Here is a 21,219-nt window from a genome sequence, read left to right as displayed (position 1 = left end):
CGCGCGCAAATCTTGGGAGCAGGCCCCGGCCAAGCTCGTACCTTTCTGGGGCGCGTGACCCGCGGCCCTTTTTTTGCGCCCGGCGGGCGCTAGGAAGGCGCGGGCGCTGCGACGGGGCGGCTCCTGATGGAAACGGATCCCGTTGTCCTCGCCGGCTCAGCGGCGCGGGTGGCGGCGGTCGAGAGCTCAAAGACGGATATGCCGAAACGCACCGATATCGAAACCATCCTCATCATCGGCGCCGGTCCCATCGTGATCGGGCAGGCCTGCGAATTCGACTATTCCGGAACGCAGGCGGTCAAGGCGCTCAAGGAGGAGGGATACCGGGTCGTCCTCGTGAACTCGAATCCCGCGACCATCATGACCGACCCGGACATGGCGGACGCGACCTATATCGAGCCCATCACCGCCGAGATCGTCACCAAGATCATCGAGAAGGAGCGCGGCGACCGCTCCAAGGGCTTCGCGCTTCTACCCACCATGGGCGGCCAGACCGCGCTCAATTGCGCGCTGTCGCTCAAGAAGATGGGCACGCTCGAAAAGTTCGACGTCGAGATGATCGGCGCCACCGCCGAGGCCATCGACAAGGCCGAGGACCGGGAACTCTTCCGCGAGGCCATGACCAAGATCGGCCTCTCGACGCCCAAGTCCCGCCAGATCAAGACCCTGCCCCAGGCGCTCGACGCGCTGGAGGAAGTGGGCCTGCCCGCCATCATCCGCCCGTCCTTCACCATGGGCGGCACCGGCGGCGGCATCGCCTACAACAAGGCCGAGTTCATCGAGATCATCGAGCGCGGCATTGATGCCTCCCCCACCAACGAGGTGCTGGTGGAGGAGAGCGTGCTGGGCTGGAAGGAGTATGAGATGGAGGTTGTCCGCGACAAGGCGGACAATTGCATCATCATCTGCTCCATCGAGAACATCGATCCGATGGGCGTGCACACGGGCGATTCCATCACGGTCGCGCCGGCGCTGACGCTCACCGACAAGGAATACCAGATCATGCGCGACGCATCGCTTGCGGTGCTGCGCGAGATCGGCGTCGAGACCGGCGGCTCCAACGTGCAGTTCGCGGTGAACCCCGAGGACGGCCGGCTCATCGTCATCGAGATGAACCCGCGCGTGTCGCGCTCCTCCGCGCTGGCGTCGAAGGCCACGGGCTTCCCCATCGCCAAGGTCGCCGCGCGCCTCGCCGTCGGCTACACGCTGGACGAGATCGAGAACGACATCACCGGCGGCGCCACCCCGGCCTCCTTCGAGCCCACCATCGACTACGTGGTCACGAAGATCCCGCGCTTCGCCTTCGAGAAGTTCCCCGGCGCCGAGCCGACGCTGACCACCGCCATGAAGTCGGTGGGCGAGGCCATGGCCATCGGCCGCACCTTCCAGGAATCGCTCCAGAAGGCGCTGCGCTCGCTGGAGACCGGCCTGTCCGGTCTCGACGACATCGAGATCGAGGGCCTCGGCCAGGGCGACGACAAGAATGCCGTGCGCGCCGCGCTGGGCACCCCCACCCCCGACCGGCTGCTCTACGTCGCCCAGGCCATGCGCCTCGGCCTCTCCGACGAGCAGATCCACGCCGCCTGCAAGATCGACCCCTGGTTCCTCGCCGAGATCCGCGGCATCGTGGAGATGGAGCAGAAGGTGCGCCGGCTCGGCCTGCCGCAGACGGCCGGCCAGTTCCGCCGCCTGAAGGCCATGGGCTTCTCGGACGCCCGTCTCGCCACCCTCGCCGGCCTCCACGAGGGCGAGGTGCGCGCGCGGCGGCAGGCGCTGGACGTGCGCCCCGCCTACAAGCGCATCGACACCTGCGCGGCCGAGTTCGCCTCGCCCACCGCCTACATGTACTCGACCTACGAGACGCCCTTCGCCGGCAAGCTCGCCGACGAGGCGCAGCCCTCCGACAAGGAGAAGGTCATCATCCTCGGCGGCGGTCCCAACCGCATCGGCCAGGGCATCGAGTTCGACTATTGCTGCTGCCATGCCGCCTTCGCGCTGAAGGAGGCCGGCTATGAAGCCATCATGGTCAACTGCAACCCGGAGACGGTCTCCACCGACTACGACACCTCGGACCGGCTCTATTTCGAGCCTTTGACCGCCGAGGACGTGTTGGAGCTGATCGCCCGCGAGAAGACCCGTGGCACGCTGAAGGGCGTCATCGTCCAGTTCGGCGGCCAGACGCCGCTCAAGCTCGCCAAGGCGCTGGAGGATGCGGAGGTGCCGATCCTCGGAACCTCGCCCGACGCCATCGACCTCGCCGAGGACCGCGACCGGTTCAAGACGCTGCTCGACCGGCTGAAGATCCGCCAGCCGGCCAACGGCATCTCCTACAGCGTGGAGCAGGCCCGCCTGGTCGCGGCGGAGCTGGGCTATCCCATGGTGGTGCGCCCCTCCTACGTGCTGGGCGGCCGGGCCATGCAGATCATCCGCGAGGAGAGCCAGCTCGGCGACTACCTGCTGGAGACCCTGCCGGGCCTCGTGCCGCAGGAGATCAAGGCGCGCTATCCCAACGACAAGACGGGCCAGATCAATACCGTCCTCGGCAAGAACCCGCTTTTGTTCGACCGCTACCTGTCCGACGCCATCGAGGTGGATGTCGACGCGCTGTGTGACGGCAAGGACGTGTTCATCGCCGGCATCATGGAGCACATCGAGGAGGCGGGCATCCATTCGGGTGACAGCGCCTGCACCCTGCCGCCCTATTCGCTCTCGCCCGATACCCTCGCGGCGCTGGAGAAGCAGACCGCGGCCATGGCGCTGGCGCTGGGCGTCGGCGGCCTGATGAACGTGCAGTACGCCATCAAGGGCGACGAGATCTACGTGCTCGAAGTGAACCCCCGCGCCTCGCGCACGGTGCCCTTCGTCGCCAAGGTCATCGGCCTGCCCATCGCCAAGATCGCGGCGCGGGTGATGGCCGGCGAGAAGCTGGCGAGCTTCAACCTCGTGCAGCCCAAGCTCGGCCACATCGCGGTGAAGGAGGCGGTGTTCCCCTTCGCCCGCTTCCCGGGCGTGGACACGGTGCTCGGCCCGGAGATGCGCTCCACCGGCGAGGTGATGGGCCTCGACACCGATTTCGGCGTCGCATTCGCCAAGAGCCAGCTCGGTGGCGGCACCAAGGTGCCGAAGTCCGGCACCGTGTTCATCTCTCTCAAGGACAGCGACAAGATCCGGATACTGCCCACCATGAAGATGCTGGTGGATCTGGGCTTCAAGATCATCGCCACCTCCGGCACCCAGCGCTTCCTGGAGGAGCACGGCGTGCCGGCCGCGAAGATCAACAAGGTGCTGGAAGGGCGGCCGCACATCGTCGATGCCATCAAGAACGGCGATGTGCAGCTGGTGTTCAACACCACCGAGGGCGCGCAGGCGCTCGCGGACAGCCGCTCGCTGCGCCGCGCCGCCCTCTTGCAGAAAGTGCCGTATTACACCACGCTATCCGGAGCCATCGCTGCGGCGCAGGGGATCAAGGCCTACGTGGGCGGCGACCTGACGGTGCGTCCGCTGCAGGGCTATTTCGGTGCCGGGGGCGATAGCGCCAGCGTCGGCCCGCGGGGCGAAGCCTCCGTCGCCTGATCCCGAAAGGGAACATCAGCGCGCCCGGTCCGTTGGGCCGGCGCGCACTCGTCGCGGCCGCCCGGCGTCAGGAGACGCAGGGCGGGCGCATCGCCCGGGGCTTGCAATCGCGAGCCGGGCCAGTCGCCGCAGCCGGGGGCCGGAAGGCTCCACGGGGCGGCTTTCTTTTCGGCGCGGGTACCACCTGAGGTGGCGCTCCGGCGCACCGAGCAGTTTCAGGAGGTCTGACAAGGACCCATGGAGAAGATTCCGATGACGGCGGGCGGCTTTGTCGCCCTCGAGCAAGAGTTGAAGCAGCGTCAGCAGGTGGAGCGTCCGCGCATCATCAATGCCATCTCGGAGGCGCGCGCCCATGGCGACCTGTCCGAGAACGCGGAATATCACGCCGCCAAGGAGCAGCAGTCTCTGAACGAGGGACGCATCGCCGACCTGGAGGACAAGATTTCCCGCGCCGAGGTGATCGACGTGTCGAAGCTCTCCGGCGACATCGTCAAGTTCGGCGCCACGGTGACGCTGGTGGACGAGGACACCGAGGAAGAGAAGGTCTGGCAGATCGTCGGCGACAGCGAGGCCGACGCCAAGGCCGGCCGCATCTCCATCTCCTCGCCGGTGGCCCGCGCGCTGATCGGCAAGAAGAAGGGCGCCTCCGTGGAGGTCGTCACCCCCAAGGGCGCCCGCTCGTTCGAGATCGCGGACGTCCGCTGGGCCTGAGGGGGCGTCTGGATTTCGTGCCGGCCGCTCTGGTGCCTCGGCCGGCGCGCCTGACTGGGTGTTTTCCGAGGGCCTTCGCCCATCCTCTCCACCGTCATGCCCCGGCTTGTCCGGGGCATCCACGCCGCCGCAGGCTCGACGCGAGAAGCCAGCCGGGTCGCACGGTGGATCCGCCGGACAAGCCGGGGGCCTCCCGCCCCGTTGTCACGCTCCCCTCACGCTCCCTTCAGCAACCCTGCTTCCAGCGGCACGATCGGCGCGTCCTTGGACTGCTTCAGCGTCAGGGCTGTCTTCACGTTGCGCACGTTGGGCGCGGCGGTGATGTCCAGCACGAAGGTCTGGAAGGTGCGCAGGTCCGGCGCCACGCACAGCATCAGGAAATCCACGTCGCCCGAGAGCATCCAGGCGCTGCGCACCAGCGGCCAGCCGGTGATGCGCTCCTGAAAGGCGGCGAGGTCGGCTTCCGCCTGGCTGATGAGATGGACCATGGCGAAGGCCATCAGATCGTAGCCAAGGCGCTTCTCGTCGAGCAGCGCCCGATAGCCTTCGATGATGCCTTCCTCCTCCAGCGCCCGCACGCGCCTGAGGCAGGGCGGGGCGGATATGCCCACGCGCCGGGACAGTTCGACGTTGGTCATGCGACCGTCCCGCTGCAGCTCGTCGAGGATTTTCCAGTCGACAGCATCGAGGCGAACGGTCAAGGCACGGCTCCTTGAGAGCAGGTTGGTGGGCGGGACCGCGGACGCGGCGGCAGGGGTTTGACGTCCGCGCACCTTAGTCGCCGTATGCGGCAACGCAACGAAATAATATTGCGTCGTTTGCGTTGCGAAGAGACAGAAGCTGGCGCCTTGTGGGCAGGTGAGTGAGCCCCTACATTCGGGCATAGCTCACGCTGCGGCCATCGGACGCCCGGGCTTCCCGGCCTGTCCCTCTCTTGTCGCGGTTTTCAGCCTATCGCGCTTCAGGTTTTCGAGGACGTCATGACCACCCACAGCGCCAAGGTCGTCATCATCGGGTCGGGTCCGGCCGGCTACACGGCGGCCATCTATGCGGCCCGCGCAATGCTGGAGCCGGTCCTGTTCGAGGGCATCCAGCCCGGCGGCCAGCTCACCATCACCACGGATGTGGAGAATTATCCCGGCTTCGCCGATCCCATCCAGGGCCCCTGGCTGATGGAGCAGATGCGCGCCCAGGCCGGGCATGTGGGCACGAAGATCATCGCCGATCACATCAGCAGCCTCGACCTGTCCCGGCGGCCGTTCCGCATGGAGACGGAATCGGGCGATACGTGGCTCGCGGACGTGGTGATCCTCGCCACCGGCGCCCAGGCGCGCTGGCTCGGCCTCGAATCGGAGGCGGCGTTCCGCGGCTTCGGCGTCTCGGCCTGCGCCACCTGCGACGGCTTCTTCTATCGCGGCAAGGAAGTCATGGTGGTGGGCGGCGGCAATACGGCCGTCGAGGAGGCGCTCTTCCTCACCAATTTCGCCTCCAAGGTCACGCTGGTGCATCGCCGCGACACCTTCCGCGCCGAGCGCATCCTTCAGGATCGGCTGTTTGCCAATCCCAAGGTGAACGTGGTGTGGCATTCCGAGGTGGCCGAGGTGGTGGGCGAGACCGGCGACATCTGCAAGGTCACCGCCGTGCGCCTGCGCGACGTGCGCACCGGCGCCCTCACCGAGCTACCCGCTGACGGCATATTCATCGCCATCGGTCATGCGCCCGCCACAGAGCTGGTCAAAGACCAGTTGAAGCTCAAGGAGAGCGGATACGTGTGGACGGCGCCCGATTCGACGGCGACGTCCGTGCCGGGCGTGTTCGCGGCCGGCGACGTGGCCGACGACGTGTATCGGCAGGCCGTCACGGCGGCCGGCCGGGGTTGCATGGCCGCGCTGGAGGCGGAGCGTTTCCTCGCCCACCACAGCGTGGCGCAGGCGGCGGAATAGGTCGGCCGGGCGGGGGAACTGCCCGGCGCGGATTTAGTGGGGTTCAAGGAAGGCCGCGGAGTTGGGGAACCCGCGGCTTTTCCCGAGACAGCGAAAGAACAGCGCCACCTCACCGGCTGTCACGGCCGGTGACGCTCAAGGGGCTCGGGCCGGATGGATTGGGACAAGCTGAAGGTCTTCCACGTCGCCGCGGAAGCGGGCTCCTTTACCCATGCCGGCGAGACGCTGGGGCTCTCCCAGTCGGCGGTCAGCCGGCAGGTGTCGGCCCTGGAGGCGGAATTGAAGGTTCCGCTGTTCCACCGCCACGCCCGCGGTCTCATTCTCACCGAGCAGGGCGAACTGCTCTACCGCACCGCCCATGAGGTGTTCCTCAAGCTGGAATCGGCGCGCGCCCAGCTCACCGACAGCCGCGAGAAGCCCAACGGCGACCTGCGCGTCACGACCACCATGGGCCTCGGCACCCATTGGCTCACCGCGCGGGTGGGCGAGTTCGTGGAGCTGTTCCCGGACATCCGCATCCAGCTCATCCTCACCGACGAGGAACTGGACCTCGCCATGCGCGAGGCGGACGTGGCCATCCGCATGCGCCAGCCGGTGCAGCCGGACCTGGTGCAGCGCAAGCTCTTCACCGTGCATTTCCATGCCTATGCCTCGGCGGATTATCTCAAGCGCCACGGCCATCCGCGCACGCTGGACGAATTGGACAAGCACCGCATCCTGCTGCTCGGCGGGCCGATCCCCTCCTATTTCCAGGGGCTGAACTGGCTGGAGCACGCGGGCCGCGACGGCTCGACGCCGCGCATTCCGGCCTTCGAGGTCAACAACGTGCTCGGCCTCAAGCGGGCGGTGGAGCGCGGCGTGGGTATAGGCACCCTGCCGGACTATCTCTCGGACGATTCCACCTCGCTGGTTCAGCTCTTCACCGATCGCGAGACGCCCAAACTCGAGGCATACTTCACTTATGCTCAGGAAATGCGCTCGGTAGCCCGAATTCAGGTGTTCCGGGACTTTCTGATTTCCAAGGCGCAACGCTGGAATTACTGATTTATGACATATGACGGTGTTCAGGTATGGTTTGACATTCCCAGCCAAGCGCTGGGCACATGCCTGATATGCGATCAGTATACGTTGCTTTCTGCCTAATCGGGGGGCATCTTCGGGTTGCGCTGATTGCATCCTATGCGGTGCGTCAGCTGTTCCCCTCTGGAAGGTTCGCTGCATTGCAGCGATACTTGCCGGGTCCCCTCCAGGACCCGGCATTTTTCTTTTGCGCGGTTGATTTTTAAAGGTGCCGCAGGCGCGCTTTTCCCGCAAAGTCCGGCTGCCGGCCCTTTTGGCCGGCTCAACCGGACCGGGGTGTGTCATGGCACTTCTCAAGCGTGGGCTCGCGGGCGAGCCGGTGAAGATCCTTCAGGCCAAGCTCGGCGTGACCGCGGACGGCCAGTTCGGCCCCGCCACCGAGACCGCCCTCAAGGCCTACCAGACCCAGCACGGCCTCGCCGCGGACGGCATCGCCGGGCCGGACACCTTCACGGCGCTCGGCCTGCCGGAACTGGTACTGCTCACCGTGGGCACCAAGGGCGAGGCGGTGAAGAAGCTGCAGACCGCGCTGGGCATTGCCGCCGACGGCGCGTTCGGCCCCGGCACTGCCAAGGCGGTGAAGGAATTCCAGGAAAAGAACGGGCTCGATGCGGACGGCATGGCCGGCCCCGACACCCTTGCCAAGATCCCGGCCTTCGCCGGCGTCTTCTCGCCGGAAGCGGTGGCGAAGTCGCAGGCGGCGCCCGGCACCGTTTCCACCGATGCCAAGCCCGCCGAGGCCGGTGCCACCGCGGCGCCGAAGAAGAGCATCTGGCAGACCATCACCTCCTTCTTCTCCTGAGCGAAGGCGGAGGGTGCGGGAACAGCGGTGACCCCCGGGCGTTGGCCCGGGATGACCCTTTCCCCTCGCGTCCCCCCGCTGCGCTCCCGCGCCGAAACCCACACGGCCGCCCCGATGGGCGGCCGGTCCTCCTCTTCAGGCTTGGCCGCCCTGATCGGCGGCCCGTTTCCCCCGCCCGAGCCCGGCCGTCCCCCGGAGCCCCCCATCCTGCCGCCCGATCCAGTGGAGGATCCTCCGGAGTTTCCTGAGCCGGGGCCTGATCTTCCGCCGCTCCCGGAGGGCGATCCCTCCCGCGAGCCGCGCAAGGACCCGATCCCGGAGCCAACGCCGCTGCGCGATCCCGTCGATGTGCCCGAAACGCCCCCGCGCATGCGGTGAGGGAATGTGGCGAGGCCCTCTCTGGCGGGCGCCCCGCGCGGGCCCTATGCTGAAGCCATGCAACGCAGCATGGCCAAAGCCCTGATGGATCGACTGGTGAAGCCCGCCGCCCTCGCCCTCACCATTGCGGGCCTGCCGCTCGCGGCCGACGCCCGCACCGACCGCCCCGACGTGTTCGTGGATGTCGCGGGCGTGGTGCCGGACGCGGTGTTCGACGTGCGTTATTTCTCGACCCACAATTTCGTGGGCACGCGGGTGGACGGATACGGCGCCGCCCGCTGCTTCCTCACCCGCCCGGCGGCCGAGGCGCTCGCGAAGGTGGCGGCGGAGGCGAAGAAGAAGGGCCTTGGCCTCAGGATCTTCGATTGCTACCGCCCGGCCCGCGCCGTCGCCCACTTCGCCCGCTGGGCCAGCGACCTCGCCGACGAGAAAACCAAGCCCACCTATTATCCCGATGTGGCGAAAAAGGACCTGTTCGCGGAAGGCTACATCGCCGCCCGCTCCGGTCATTCGCGCGGATCCACGCTGGACCTCACCCTGTTTGATCTCGCCACGCGGCGCGACCTCGACATGGGTACGCCCTTCGATCTGTTCAGCCCCCGCTCCTGGCCGGATTCCCCTGCCGTCTCTGCGACCCAGCGCGCCAACCGCCGGCTGCTCGCGGGGCTGATGAGCGACAAAGGCTTCAAGCCGTTCGACAAGGAATGGTGGCACTTCACCCTGAAGGACGAGCCCTTCCCGGACACCTATTTCGATTTTCCCATCGAGTAGGGCGGGGGAAGCCGTACTACCCTGCCGTCATCCCCGCCTTGTGCGGGGGATCCACTCCACCGTTCGCGCGGAGTGGGGAGGCACCGAGCACGCGGCACCGTGGATGCCCCGGACAAGCCGGGGCATGACGGCCTCAAAACGCTGCCGCGTCCACCCCTCAGTTCGGCGCGATCTCCTCCACCTTCAGCCGCCGGCCGAAGGTGTCGAAGAAATCGCCTTCGTTCAGCACCAGCCGGTTCTCGCGGATGCGCTCTTCCAGCGCGCGCAGGCGGCCACGGGCCTCGCCGTTCTCCAGCGGCCCGCCGTCGTCCGTCTGGGCGAAGAAGGCGGCGCCGTCCCATGCCTGCCGGGAGCCGGCGAACAAGGCGATCATGCCGGCCCAGTCCACCTCGTCGCCGATGATGTTGAGGAAGGTGGAGGCGAGCGGCTTCACCTCCGGCTCGGCGATGCGCACCAGCACCACGAGCGCGGTGAAACCGCCATGGTCGGCGAAGGTGCGGGTGAGCCAGTCGTCGAAATCGGTGGCCATGGGAAGTCAGAAATCCACGAGGGGCGTGTCGGGAAGGTAGTGCTCGAACAGGTACCAGAAGGCGCTCTGCCGCGTCGTGGCGTACCACTCCTCGAACGTCGCGAGCGCCGCCTCGGGCGCGGCCTCGCTCTCCATCTCGAACAGGGCCACCGCGACAGGGGCGAAGCGGGCGAGCACCTCGGCGCGGGCCTCGCTGTCGTCGGACCAGCCGAGCCGCGCGCGCAGCAGCGCCTGCCCGGCGGCAACCGCCATCTCCGCATCGGGAACGCTGTCGAGGGTGCCGGCGAGGGAACGCATCAGATCGGCCCGGCGCCAGGCATGGGCCCGCTCGCGCGCCAGTTCCTCGGTTTGGCGGGCGGCCTCGGCGCGATAGGCCGTCTCGGCCACGTCAGCGGCCACTTTCGCAGCATCGAGGCGGGCGAGCACGGCGGCGCGCGCTTCGATGGCGGGATCGGGCGCGGCATCGGGGGCCGGGGCGGGGAGGTCGGTCTCGGGGCTCATCGTCCCTTCCCGTAGCTGCGGGGGCGCGCATCGGGCGCGGGCGGCGTTGGCGCCGCAAGTTCCGGTGTAGCGGAATTTGGCGCAATGGAATTTGGCGGAAGAGAGTGGGAGTCGAACCCACCAAGGACCGGCTCGCGGCCCCTCCCGGATTTGAAGTCCGGACGCCCCACCAGGGACGCTTCTCTTCCCCGCGACGGCGCCGCCGCGGTGAATTCAGGCGCATCGTCCGCCGCGCCGGCGAACAGGTCCAGCCGGAACGGATTGATGCGCCTCAGATCGCCGCGGCGCAAGGTGAGGCCGTGGCGGTCGAAGAATTCAAGGATCTGGATCGCCACCTTGCGGCCGTTCTGCACCTCGTCGCGGAAGGCGGCGGCGGTGAACTCGTCCTTCATCCGCTCACCGGAGAGGCGGGTGATGATCTCCACCATCTCTGACACCACCGGGCGCAGGAAGAAGTGGTCGCGGGCCACCTCGTCCACCCTCCCCATGCGGCCGAGCAGCTTCATCAGCCGGCGCACCTCCGGCTCAGGCACGGCGAGGAGGCCGGCGATGTCACGCACGCGGGGCGGGCGGAAGCGCTCCTCGCCGGTGAGCAGCGGCCTGATGCGCGCCCACAAATCCTCGTCGGAGGCGGCGAGCTTCACCGAGAAGTCGGCGCGTCGAACCCAGGCGCCTTCTTGCCTTATTGTGGCCGGCGGCAAAGCGGCGAGGGCGGCCAGGAAGGCGGTGGCCGGCAGGCGCGGCTCCAGCATCATGCGCAGCCGCTCGCGGCCGATGCCCGGCAGATCCGGATTGCCCGCATGGAAGGCGTCCAGCGCCGCCATGAGGCCGGCGGTGAAGGCGGCGAAGGCGGCCTGCGTCAGCGCCAGCGTGGTGTTGCCCGCGGACAGGCGGGCAAGATCGAGCCGCGCCACCAGCGCCGCCGTCTCCTCGGCGGAGAGAGCCCGGTCGCGCGCGAAAGCATCGAGGTCAGCGAAGTGCGGCGGCACGGCGAGCAGGGCGGCGAGCGCCTCGGCCGAGTCGCGGTGCGCCAGCGCGTCGAGCTGAGCGATGCGCTCGGGCGTGCGGCGCTTGCGGCGCGGTCCGCGCAAATCGAGGAATCGGCCGCCGCCGATGGTGCGCTGGGCCGAGGTGTCGCGGATGACGAAGCGGTCGCCCGCCGCCGCCGCGATGGGCGCCTCCAGCACCAGTTGCACCTTGCCGCTGCCGCCGGGGGGGATGGCATCGCCGAGCAGCACGAGCCGCGCGCCAACCTCGCGCGCGGCATGGTGCAGGCGCACCGGCAGCCACTGGGCGATGGGGCGCGGCTCGCCGGCGAGCACCTTCAGCTCGGCGTCGATATGGTCGGTGGGGGCGTGGAGGGCGGGGTCCAGCACCACGTCGCCACGGGAAATGGCATCCTTGGAGATGGCCTCGCCGGCGAGGTTGATACCGCAGCGGTCACCGGCGACGCCGGTCTCGGCCACACGGTCCTGCGCGCGGATGGAGCGCACACGGGCGGAGAGGCCGGAGGGGCTCACCGTCACCCGGTCGCCCACCTTCACGGCGCCCGACAGCACCGTGCCCGTCACCACCGTTCCTGCGCCGGAGAGGGTAAAGCTGCGGTCCACGGCAAGGCGGAAGCGCCCTCCGCCCGCCCGCCGGCCGAGGCTGCGCGCGGCGTCCACCAGCATGTCGCGCAGCGCATCCACCCCGTCTCCGCGCGCTGCCGCCACGGGCAGGATGGGGGCGTCGGCGAGGCCGGTGGGGGCGAGCAAGGCGGTGATCTCGGCTTCCACCGCGGCGATGCGGTCGGCGTCGGCAAGATCGGCCTTGGTGAGGGCGACCACGCCCTTGTCGATGCCGAGCAGGTCCAGGATGGCGAGGTGCTCGCGGGTCTGCGGCATCACACCGTCATCGGCGGCCACCACCAGCAGGGCGAAATCGATGCCGCCCGCGCCGGAGAGCATGGTGTGGACGAACTTCTCGTGCCCGGGCACATCCACGAAACCCAGCACGTCGTCTCCCACCGGGAGATAGGCGAAGCCGAGGTCGATGGAGATGCCGCGGGCCTTCTCTTCCTTCAGGCGGTCGGTATCGACACCGGTGAGGGCACGCACCAGCGTGGTCTTGCCATGGTCGATATGTCCGGCCGTGCCGATGATCACCTAGGGCAGCTCCCCCAGCGGTATGGCGGCGCGGCGCTGGGCGGCGGCGGCCTCCTCGGGCGTAAGCGTGCCGCGCACCGCCTCGAAGAAGCGGTCGGCGAGGGCGCTGTGGCCCGCGCGGGCGCGCAGCAGCCAGGCGAAGGCGGCGATCTTGTCATGCGGGACGCCGGCACCGAGGTGGTAGGCGGCGCCGAGCATAGCCTGCCCGTCCGCGTCGCCCGCCTCCGCCCCCTTGCGCCACCAGCGGGCGGCTTCCACCGGATCGCGATCCGTGCCCAGCGCATTGTGGGCGATCATGCCGAGGCGCGTCATGGACGAGCCGACGCCCTGCTCAGCGGCGGCCATCGCCCAGCGGCCGGCTTCCGTCGCGTCGGGCGGCATAACCTCGCCCTCCAGCAGCATCCAGCTCAGCATGTCCTGCGCCGGGGCGTCGCCATCCTCGGCCGCGGCGCGGTAGAGGTCGGCGGCGCGGGCATAGTCCTGCTCGACGCCCTGGCCCTTGAAATAGAGAGTCGCGAGATTGCGCCGGCCCACCGGATCGCCGCCCTCGGCGGCCAGTTCCAGCCAGCGGCGGGCGAGGTCGAGGTCCTGGTCGACGCCGAGGCCGTCCACGAAGCAGGCGCCGATATTGTTCTGGGCGCGGGCATTGCCGGCGCGGGCCAGCGGCTCCCAGATGTTGAGCGCGGCCTCGTATTGGCCGGCGGTCGCCGCCGCCAGCGCCTCGGCCATCAGCTCCTCAGGCGTTCGGGCCTCGGCGACCGGCTCCTCCGGCGCCTCTTCCACGAAGGCGGGCTCGGTGAAGGTCGGTTCCGTGAAGGTCGGCTCGACGTAGGAGCCCGTCGCGTAGGGCGCCTTGGCCGCATAGGTCTGCGCGAAATCGGGTGGCGCGGCCTCCGGTGCCGCAACGGGCGGCGCGGGCTCGGCATAGGCGTGCGGTGCCGGGGCCTCGACTGCGGGCGGCTCGTCCGCCGGCGCGGCCGGGGCGCGGGCGAAGACGATCTCCTCGAACTTCAGTTCCACCGCTGGCGCCTCGGGCTCGCGCGCGGCAGGTTGGGGCGCGGGCAACTCGGGGGCCTGGGGCTCGGGTTCGGAGACGGGGGCGAACGGATTGTCCTCCCGCATACGCTCGCCCAGGCGGGGCCGGCGCGCCAGGTCGGGCTCGGAACGCGGTTCCGGCGCAGCGGGGCGCGCGGGGGCAAGGCCGCTTGCGATATCGCCGAGCAGCGCGTCGAGGTCCACCTCGGTCTCGCTCACCGGGCGGCGTTCGGAGGCGCGCTGCAGCCGGGGCATGGGCGGATGGACATGGGACGGACGAGACTGGGCACGATCCGGCGACGAACGGTCCTGCGGCGCATCCGCCGGTGTATCCGGATCGTCCGGTCCCCCGCCCTTGCCCTTCAGTCGGTCAAGCCAGCTCATGTGCCCCCTCCAAAGCGGTCACGGACGCGACAAGCGCCGCTTCGTCCTCAAGGCATCTCACATCCAGCACCAGCGCCTGATCGTCAATCCGTCCGATGACCGGAACCGGCAACCGCCGCATGGCATCGGCGAGGCGCCCGATGGCGCCGCCGCTGCCGTCGCGGGCGCGGATGGCGAGGCCCACGCCCTCCAGCGTCTCCAGCGGCAGCGCCCCGGAGCCGATCTGGCTGCGGCACGGCGCGCTTTCTACGGTGAAGCGTTCGCCGAGGATGCGCGCGAAGTGCGGCACCAGCCGGGCAGCTTGGGCGGCGAGATCTTCGCGCGAGCGAGTGAGGTAACGAAGTGTGGGAAGACGCGCGGCGAGGCGGTCCGGGTCGCGGTAGAGCCGCAGGGTTGCTTCGATGGCGGCGAGGCGCACCTTGTCCACGCGCAGCGCCCGCTTCATGGGATTCTTGTTGATGCGGGCGATGAGATCGCGCCGCCCCACGATGAAGCCGGCCTGCGGCCCGCCGAGCAGCTTGTCGCCGGAGAAGGTCACGATGTCCGCACCCTCCGCCAGCGCCTCCCGCACGGTGGGCTCGTGCACGAGGCCGTAGCGGGAGAGGTCGGCCAGGGTGCCGGAGCCGAGGTCGTTGACGAGGGGCACGCCGCCGGCGCGGGCGATCTCGGCGAGGTCGCGGGGCGACACGTCAGCCGTGAAGCCCTCGATGCGGTAATTGGAGGTGTGGACCTTCAGGATCACCCCCGTCTCGGGGGCGATGGCGTCGCGATAGTCGCGCGGGTGGGTGCGGTTGGTGGTGCCGACTTCCGCCAGCTCCGCTCCGGCACGGCGCATGATCTCGGGCATGCGGAAGGCGCCGCCGATCTCGATCAGCTCGCCACGCGAGACCAGAGCCGGCTTTCCGGCGGAGAGGGTGTTCAGGACGATCAGGACGGCGGCCGCGTTGTTGTTGACGAGCGTCGCGTCCTCGGCGCCGGTCAGTTCGCAGATGAGGCCGCGCACATGATCGTCGCGCTCGCCCCGGCGCCCACCATCGAGGTCGTATTCCAGTGAGACCGCATTGCGCATGGCCCGGGTGGCGGCCGCGATCGCCTCTTCCGCGAAAATGGCGCGGCCGAGATTGGTGTGCAGCACCGTGCCAGTGAGGTTGAAGACGGGCCTCAGGCTGGGCGCGGCGGCGGCATCGAGCCGGGCGAGCGCGGCGGCGGCGATCTCCTCGGGCGTCGCGGCGGCGCCTGCACCCGCCCTTAGCGCGGCGCGGCGCTCATCGAGGGCATCGCGCACCGCCTGGGTCGTCGCCTGCCGGCCGTGGCGCTCCAGCGCGGCGCGGGCGGCCTCGGCCTTGAGCACCTGATCCACGGACGGAAGCAGCCGCAGGGGCGGGGCAGGGGAGAGAGCCGCCGGAGCGCTTGTCATCTGCGCTCCTCAATAGCCGAGGAGGAAGGGATTGAAGGCGGCGCGCCGGTAGGGACCGTCCTTCTGCTTGATGTCGAGGGCGAGGCTCGCCACGTCGTCGGCGACGGGATCGAGGCCGTCATCCTGCGCGAGATAGAACACCTTGGAATAAGCGTGGCAGGTGTCGCAGGTCTCGGCCTTCACCGCGCCGTTGCCGCCCTCCACCTCCTGATAGCCGATGCCGGCGGTGGAGCCGCAGGCGGTGCAGCGCACCCGCACGAAGTTCCAGAGCGTGCCGCACAAGGCGCAGGCGCAGTAGCGCGCGCCATGGGAGGCGGGCCAGTTGACAATCAGGCTGCCCACCGGCGGCCCGCCGCAGGTGGGGCAGACGCCATCGCCCACCGGCACGAGGCGGCTGGCATCGAGCTGCGACGCGAGGCGGGCGAAATGGACCTCCAGCGCCGCCGCCACATAGAGGTGCTCGGCCAAAGCTTCCTCCGGAATGGAGGAGGCGAGCACGTTGCGGATCATCTCGCCGCGCGCGACGTCGGAAGCCATGCGCACCCGCTCCAGGGCGGTGCGGGCGGCCTCGGGCTGCTCGATCTTGGTCGCTTCCGCCAGCGCCCGCTCGAACAGGGTGTCGAAGGCGGCATCGGTGGTGAAATGGCTGCGGTCGAGGGGCGGCATCTCGTTGGCGCGGGCGCGCTCAACCTGCGCCGCCTCCACTGGCTCGGGCGCGGGCGTCGCGGCGATGGCGGTGTGCTGCGCCTCGCTGAGCCCGGCGAGGAAGGTGAGGTAGGGCGAAAGGGGATGGTTCTGCGCCAGATGCCGGAACCGCGCCGCGCGGCGCGCGAACAGGGTCGAGGGGTCCGGCAGATAGGCGAAGGTCGGCGCCGTCACGCCCTCCAGCACGGAGGGATCGGGAATCGGGGGCGCCGAGGTGGGGCCGAAGGTACGCGACATGATGACCTCACGAACCTCACGGGTCACGTGCACCGGACATGAACCTCCCGGTCGCACGCGGCGGCCGGGAGGCCATTATAGGGAAAAGGCCTACTCTGCGGGAGTCCCGCGGGTCCCCGACTTGCGGGAGCTGACCAGCTCGCGGAACCACTTCCTGTGGTGCCGCCACGCCCAGCCGCCCGTCACCTGCCCCCGGGTCATGGCGCTGATGGTGCCCTTGACCCAGATGGCAGCGTATACGTGGACGATCCAGACGCAGATGATCGCCACAGCCGCCACCGCATGGACCAGAAGGGCGACGCGCTGCTGCTCTATGGTGGTGTAGGAGGCGAAATAGGCCTGCCAGATCGCCACGCCCGAGGTGATGAGCACCGCGATGAGCAGGCTCATGCCCCAGAACACCATCTTCTGCCCGGCATTGTATTTGCCGAGCTCGGGCAGCTTCTCCTCATGGCCGGCGATGACGTCGCGGATGCGACGCATCCAGGTGCCGTCTTCGCTCTTCCAGAGGTTGGCCTTCCAGAAGCGCAGGAACATGCCGGCGAAGGAGAAGAAGAGCACGACGCCGATCCAGGGATGGATGGTGCGCGTCATCTGCCCGCCGCCGAATAGGCCGGTGAGGAAGTAGAGGCTGGGGTGGAACAGGGCGAGGCCGGAAATGGCCAGCAGGATCAGGCTGATGGCCGTGATCCAGTGGTTGATGCGGGCGCCCACCGTGTAGCGGTCCACCTGCACCGGGCGACCCGGGTGAACCGCGTCGCCTTTCTCCAGATCGTAGGGTGCGCTCATGAGCGGCCTCCGGACGACAGCTTCTCAGCCGTCAGCTTCTCGGCGTTCGCCTCGTCTTCCGGCGACACCTTGTTGGCGCCGTTGACGAGGTAATGCAGCGCGCCGGCGAGGGCGGCGAAGCCCATGACGCCGAGGCCGACATATTTGGTCACGCCCTTCCACGCCTCGACGATGGGGCTGATGCGCGGATTGTCCGGCAGGCCCGCATAGATCGACGGCTTGTCGGCGTGCTGCAGCACATACATGACGTGCGTGCCGCCGACGCCCGGCGGATCATAGAGCCCCGCATTCTTGTAGCCGCGGGACTTCAGGTCCTTGATCCGGCCCTCGGCCCATTCCTTCATCTGCGTCTTGGTGCCGAAGACGATGGCCTGGGTGGGGCATGCCTTCTGGCAGGCGGGACCCTGGCCGACCGCCACGCGGTCCGAGCACAGCGTGCACTTGTAGGCCTTGTGATCGACCTGCGAGATGCGCGGGATGTTGAAGGGGCAGCCCTTCACGCAATAGCCGCAGCCGATGCACTTGGCGTGGTCGAAGTCCACGATGCCGTTGGAATACTGCACGATGGCGCCGGGCGCCGGGCAAGCCTTCAGGCAGCCCGGATCGGCGCAATGCATGCAGCCGTCCTTGCGGATGAGCCATTCGAGATTGTCGGTCTCGGGGTTCACCCACTCGGTGAAGCGCATGAGCGTCAACGACGCCGGCGTCAGGTCCGGCGGGTTGGTGTAGGTGCCGTTGAAGGTGCCGATCTCCTCATGGAGTTCGTTCCATTCGAGGCACGCCGCCTGGCAGGCCTTGCAGCCGATGCACTTCGACACGTCGATGAGCTTGGCCACCGGCTCCTTGAACTCGACCTGCGAGGGGGAACCGGAGGCGGAGCGGCGGACGAGGTCCGCATCGCTCATCTTGGGCGCCACGGGGGCGGTGGTGGGGTTCGGAATCGGAGGAAACATGCTGGTTCTCCTTTCCCTTACGCCACCGGCCCGGTGGTGGGCTCGATGTTGACGAGGAACGCCTTGAACTCCGGCGTCTCGATGTTCGCGTCACCCACGAACGGGGTGAGCACGTTGGCCGGGAAGCCCTTCTTGGCGGCGCCGACGAAGCCCCAGTGGATGGGGATGCCGACGATGTGCACGGGCTTTCCGTCCACCATCAGGGGACGGATGCGCTTGGTCACGTAGGCCTTGGCGGTGACGGAGCCGCGCTTCGACCACACGCGGACCCAGCCGGCATTCTGGATCGACTTCTCCTTGGCCAGTTCCTCGGAGATCTCCACGAAGAATTCGGGCTGGAGCACCGAATTCACGTGGTTGTTCTTCGTCCAGTAGTGGAAGTGCTCGGTGAGCCGGTAGGAGGTCGCCGCATAGGGGAACTCCTTCGACGCCACGTCGGCGAACTGGGCGAAGTCGTCCTTGAACACGCGCGCCACCGGGTTGCCCCGCACCTTGGGGGCGATGAGGTTGGCGACCGGGCTCTCGAACGGCTCGTAATGCACCGGGAACGGCCCGTCCCGCATCATGCCCCGGGTGAACAGGCGGGAGACGCCTTCCGGGTTCATGATGAAGGGGCCCACATCCCGCGGCTTGGCGGTGGGGGCGATGTCGGGCACGTCGTAGCCCGTCCACTTGGCCCCGTCCCACCAGATCAGCTTGCGGGTGTCGTCCCACGGCTTTCCGTCGATGTTGCAGGAGGCGCGGTTGTAGATGATGCGGCGGTTCGCAGGCCAGGCGAACGACCACTTGAGGTAGGCGCCGGTGTCGTCGGGGTCGGAATTGTCCCGGCGCGCCATCATGTTGCCAGCCTCGGTGTAGCAGCCGGAATAGATCCAGCAGCCCGCCGCGGTGGTGCCGTCGTCGCGCAGCACGCCGAAGCCCGGAACCTGCTTGCCCGCCTCCAGGACCTTCTTGGTGGGGTCGTTGGGGTCGAGCACGTCCGAGACCACGTAGCCGTTCAGCTCTTTCGCAAGCTCGTCGGGCGAGGGCTCGTGCGGGTCCTTGTAGTTCCACGTCAGGTTGACGATGGGATCGGGGAAAGCGCCGCCGTCCTTCTTGTACATCTCCTTCAGGCGCAGATGGAGCTGCGCCATGATGTAGATGTCCGTCTTGGCCTCGCCCGGAGGCGTCCCGGCGGCCCAGTGCCATTGCAGCCAGCGGCCCGAATTCACCAGCGAGCCGTTGTCCTCGGCGAAGCAGGTGGTGGGCAGCTGGATGACCTCCGTCTGGATCTTCGACGGATCGGCCTGGTTGTAGACGCCGTGATTCTCCCAGAAGCGCGCGGTCTCGGTCTCCAGCGGATCCATGATCACGAGGAGCTTGAGCTTGCCGAGCGCCTCCGCGAGCTTGGCCTTGTTGGGGAAGGCCTGCAGCGGGTTGAAGCCCTGGCAGAAGTAGATGTTCATCTTCCCCTGCTTCATCAGCTCGAATGCGCGCAGCACGTCATAGGCCGGCACGTCGAGCTTCGGCAGGTAGTCGTAGGCCCAGTTGTTGTCCGCCGTCGCCGACGCACCCCACATGGCCTTCTGGAACGACACGAAGAACTTCTTGTAGTTCTGCCAGTAACTCATCTGGTTGGGACGCAACGGCTTGAAGCCGCGCGTCGACATGTAGGCGTTGAAGTCCGGCTCCTTTTCCGTCGGGATCGTGAGATAGCCCGGGATCAGGTTGGACATCAGGCCGATGTCGGTGAGGCCCTGGATGTTGGAATGCCCGCGCAGGGCATTCATGCCGCCGCCGCGCACGCCGATATTGCCCAGGAGCAGCTGGATCATCGCCATGCAGCGGATGTTCTGCGAGCCCTTGGAATGCTGGGTCCAGCCGAGCGCGTACATGGAGGTCATCGTCTTGGTGGGCGACGAACACTCCGCCATCATGGACGCCACCTTCAGGAACTTGTCCTTGGGCGTGCCCGTGATGCGCTCGACCATCTCCGGCGTGTAGACGGAGACATGCTGCTTCAGAAGGTTGAAGACGCAGCGGGGATGCTGGAGGGTGTCGTCTACGACCGCATAACCGTCGGGGCCGATCTCGTAGTCCCAGGTGGAGCGGTTGTAGTCCCGCTTCATCTCGTCATAGCCCGTGAACAGGCCGTCCTGGTACCCGAAGCCTTCCTTGACGATGTAGCCGACGTTGGTGAACGCCTTCACATAGTCCCACTGAATCTTGTCGTTCTGAATCAGATAGTTGATGACGCCCAGCAGGAAGGCGATGTCGGTGCCTTGCCGGATCGGGGCGTAATAATCCGCCACCGCGGCCGAGCGCGTGAAGCGCGGGTCCACGACAACGAGCTTGGCGCCACGGGTGGCCTTCGCCTCCGTGACCCATTTAAATCCGCACGGGTGCGCTTCGGCGGCATTGCCGCCCATGATGACGACCAGATCCGTGTTCTTGATATCGGTCCACGAATTGGTCATCGCGCCACGGCCAAAAGTTGGGCCCAAACTGGACACCGTGGGGCCGTGTCAGACGCGCGCCTGATTGTCGAAAGTCAGAATTCCGGTTGAGCGCACCACCTTGTAGGTGGCGAACGCGGTTTCGTTGGTGGTGGCGGAGGCGGCGAGGAAGCCGGTGGTGAGCCAGCGGTTCACCGTCACGCCGTCGTTGTTCTTGGCGATGAAGTTGGCGTCGCGGTCCGCCTTCATGGCCTTGGCGATCTTGTCGAGCGCCTCGTCCCAGGAAATCTTCTCGAACTTGTCGGAGCCCGCGCGCCGGATCATGGGCTGCTTGAGGCGCTGCTCGGACTTCACGATATCGAGCAGGGCCGCGCCCTTCGGGCAGAGCGTGCCGCGATTGGTGGGATGGTCGGTGTCACCCTCGATATGGGTGATGTCCGCCTTCTCGCCCTTGGCGAGATTGCCCTTGGAGAAGATGAGGATGCCGCAGGCCACCGAGCAGTAGGTGCAGGTGTTGCGCACCTCGGTGGTGTTGACGAGGCGGAAGGGCTTGATGGTGGAGGCCAGGGCCTCCTCGATGGGACCGAATCCCAACGCGCCCAGCGTCGTTCCCGCCACGCCCGCGCCCGCCGTTTTCAAAAACTGGCGCCGCGAGAGCTCCATATTCATCGAAGGAAACCTCCGACCTTTCGTGCCCCGACCGGGGACGGTTTCGGACGGCCTTGGAGCCGCTCCGGATGCTGGTTCTCCCAGCGTGACGGGACGGTATTTTGGAACTGGAATGATGTCAATTTATCCCCGCGCAACTCCGCGTGTTTGAACGAAAATC

The 21,219-nt window shown here is 68.0% G+C and carries 15 protein-coding genes, 1 tRNA gene and 1 pseudogene; 6 read left to right on the top strand and 11 right to left on the bottom strand.

All coding sequences use genetic code 11. The annotated features are described in order from the left end of the window. Positions 1 to 198 precede the first annotated feature (198 nt). Positions 199 to 3,573 (top strand): carbamoyl-phosphate synthase large subunit, encoded by a 3,375-nt coding sequence (gene carB / locus J2126_RS06015; protein WP_209484862.1) that lies wholly within the window; start codon positions 199 to 201, stop codon positions 3,571 to 3,573. Between the two features lie 237 nt (positions 3,574 to 3,810). Further along, positions 3,811 to 4,284, top strand: a complete 474-nt coding sequence (gene greA, locus J2126_RS06010; RefSeq protein ID WP_024277510.1) for a transcription elongation factor GreA — start codon at positions 3,811 to 3,813, stop codon at positions 4,282 to 4,284. 215 nt (positions 4,285 to 4,499) lie between these two features. On the opposite strand, the gene J2126_RS06005 is transcribed toward greA, so the two are convergent. Continuing rightward, positions 4,500 to 4,985, bottom strand: coding sequence for an Lrp/AsnC family transcriptional regulator (locus J2126_RS06005; protein WP_209484860.1), 486 nt, complete (start codon positions 4,983 to 4,985; stop codon positions 4,500 to 4,502). Positions 4,986 to 5,264: 279 nt separating this feature from the next. On the opposite strand from J2126_RS06005, the gene trxB reads away from it, so the two are divergent. From trxB to J2126_RS05985, 4 genes are all read left to right on the top strand, one after another. Then, positions 5,265 to 6,227, top strand: a complete 963-nt coding sequence (trxB, locus tag J2126_RS06000) for a thioredoxin-disulfide reductase (RefSeq protein WP_209484858.1) — start codon at positions 5,265 to 5,267, stop codon at positions 6,225 to 6,227. Positions 6,228 to 6,380: 153 nt separating this feature from the next. After that, positions 6,381 to 7,271, top strand: a complete 891-nt coding sequence (locus J2126_RS05995; protein WP_024277513.1) for a LysR family transcriptional regulator — start codon at positions 6,381 to 6,383, stop codon at positions 7,269 to 7,271. A gap of 319 nt (positions 7,272 to 7,590) precedes the next feature. Further along, positions 7,591 to 8,109: a peptidoglycan-binding domain-containing protein gene (locus J2126_RS05990; protein ID WP_209484856.1), complete on the top strand. Its 519-nt coding sequence runs from the start codon at positions 7,591 to 7,593 to the stop codon at positions 8,107 to 8,109. Positions 8,110 to 8,556: 447 nt separating this feature from the next. Then, positions 8,557 to 9,258: a M15 family metallopeptidase gene (locus J2126_RS05985; RefSeq protein WP_245327223.1), complete on the top strand. Its 702-nt coding sequence runs from the start codon at positions 8,557 to 8,559 to the stop codon at positions 9,256 to 9,258. Between the two features lie 157 nt (positions 9,259 to 9,415). On the opposite strand, the gene J2126_RS05980 is transcribed toward J2126_RS05985, so the two are convergent. The 10 genes and pseudogenes from J2126_RS05980 to fdnG all read right to left on the bottom strand — a co-directional run bounded on the left by J2126_RS05980 (position 9,416) and on the right by fdnG (position 21,059). Next, positions 9,416 to 9,787, bottom strand: coding sequence for a hypothetical protein (locus J2126_RS05980; protein ID WP_209484853.1), 372 nt, complete (start codon positions 9,785 to 9,787; stop codon positions 9,416 to 9,418). Between the two features lie 6 nt (positions 9,788 to 9,793). Continuing rightward, entirely contained in the window at positions 9,794 to 10,288 is a 495-nt protein-coding gene (locus tag J2126_RS05975) for a hypothetical protein (RefSeq protein WP_209484851.1), read from the bottom strand. Positions 10,289 to 10,380: 92 nt separating this feature from the next. Continuing rightward, positions 10,381 to 10,476 (bottom strand) — tRNA-Sec (locus J2126_RS05970). Between the two features lie 135 nt (positions 10,477 to 10,611). Beyond that, positions 10,612 to 12,435: pseudogene (selB, locus tag J2126_RS05965) on the bottom strand (selenocysteine-specific translation elongation factor); the annotation flags it as partial. Continuing rightward, positions 12,436 to 13,164: a tetratricopeptide repeat protein gene (locus tag J2126_RS05960; RefSeq protein WP_209489885.1), complete on the bottom strand. Its 729-nt coding sequence runs from the start codon at positions 13,162 to 13,164 to the stop codon at positions 12,436 to 12,438. It abuts the pseudogene before it with no gap. Between the two features lie 676 nt (positions 13,165 to 13,840). After that, positions 13,841 to 15,271 (bottom strand): L-seryl-tRNA(Sec) selenium transferase, encoded by a 1,431-nt coding sequence (gene selA, locus J2126_RS05955; RefSeq protein WP_209484849.1) that lies wholly within the window; start codon positions 15,269 to 15,271, stop codon positions 13,841 to 13,843. 9 nt (positions 15,272 to 15,280) lie between these two features. Next, a complete protein-coding gene (fdhE, locus tag J2126_RS05950; protein ID WP_209484847.1) occupies positions 15,281 to 16,213 on the bottom strand; it encodes a formate dehydrogenase accessory protein FdhE in 933 nt (310 codons plus the stop codon). A 90-nt stretch (positions 16,214 to 16,303) separates the two neighbouring features. After that, positions 16,304 to 17,002 carry a formate dehydrogenase subunit gamma gene (locus tag J2126_RS05945; protein ID WP_209484845.1) on the bottom strand — a complete coding sequence of 233 codons (699 nt, stop codon included), beginning with the start codon at positions 17,000 to 17,002 and terminating at the stop codon, positions 16,304 to 16,306. Continuing rightward, positions 16,999 to 17,955, bottom strand: a complete 957-nt coding sequence (gene fdxH, locus J2126_RS05940) for a formate dehydrogenase subunit beta (protein WP_209484843.1) — start codon at positions 17,953 to 17,955, stop codon at positions 16,999 to 17,001. The genes J2126_RS05945 and fdxH overlap by 4 nt, the downstream gene beginning before the upstream one ends. A gap of 17 nt (positions 17,956 to 17,972) precedes the next feature. Beyond that, positions 17,973 to 21,059 carry a formate dehydrogenase-N subunit alpha gene (gene fdnG / locus J2126_RS05935; RefSeq protein WP_209484841.1) on the bottom strand — a complete coding sequence of 1,029 codons (3,087 nt, stop codon included), beginning with the start codon at positions 21,057 to 21,059 and terminating at the stop codon, positions 17,973 to 17,975. Between the last annotated feature and the right edge of the window lie 160 nt (positions 21,060 to 21,219).

Origin of the sequence: Xanthobacter flavus (assembly GCF_017875275.1) — a bacterium.
Lineage (GTDB): Bacteria > Pseudomonadota > Alphaproteobacteria > Rhizobiales > Xanthobacteraceae > Xanthobacter > Xanthobacter flavus_A.
This window is presented reverse-complemented; position numbering and strand designations above follow the sequence as displayed.

Coding starts and splice junctions, on each gene's coding strand:
- carB (WP_209484862.1), top strand. CDS start 199: ATGCCGAAACGCACCGATATCGAAACCATCCTCATCATCGGCGCCGGT.
- greA (WP_024277510.1), top strand. CDS start 3,811: ATGGAGAAGATTCCGATGACGGCGGGCGGCTTTGTCGCCCTCGAGCAA.
- trxB (WP_209484858.1), top strand. CDS start 5,265: ATGACCACCCACAGCGCCAAGGTCGTCATCATCGGGTCGGGTCCGGCC.
- J2126_RS05995 (WP_024277513.1), top strand. CDS start 6,381: ATGGATTGGGACAAGCTGAAGGTCTTCCACGTCGCCGCGGAAGCGGGC.
- J2126_RS05990 (WP_209484856.1), top strand. CDS start 7,591: ATGGCACTTCTCAAGCGTGGGCTCGCGGGCGAGCCGGTGAAGATCCTT.
- J2126_RS05985 (WP_245327223.1), top strand. CDS start 8,557: ATGGCCAAAGCCCTGATGGATCGACTGGTGAAGCCCGCCGCCCTCGCC.
- J2126_RS05980 (WP_209484853.1), bottom strand. CDS start 9,787: ATGGCCACCGATTTCGACGACTGGCTCACCCGCACCTTCGCCGACCAT.
- J2126_RS05975 (WP_209484851.1), bottom strand. CDS start 10,288: ATGAGCCCCGAGACCGACCTCCCCGCCCCGGCCCCCGATGCCGCGCCC.
- J2126_RS05960 (WP_209489885.1), bottom strand. CDS start 13,164: ATGGCCGAGGCGCTGGCGGCGGCGACCGCCGGCCAATACGAGGCCGCG.
- selA (WP_209484849.1), bottom strand. CDS start 15,271: ATGACAAGCGCTCCGGCGGCTCTCTCCCCTGCCCCGCCCCTGCGGCTG.
- fdhE (WP_209484847.1), bottom strand. CDS start 16,213: ATGTCGCGTACCTTCGGCCCCACCTCGGCGCCCCCGATTCCCGATCCC.
- J2126_RS05945 (WP_209484845.1), bottom strand. CDS start 17,002: ATGAGCGCACCCTACGATCTGGAGAAAGGCGACGCGGTTCACCCGGGT.
- fdxH (WP_209484843.1), bottom strand. CDS start 17,955: ATGTTTCCTCCGATTCCGAACCCCACCACCGCCCCCGTGGCGCCCAAG.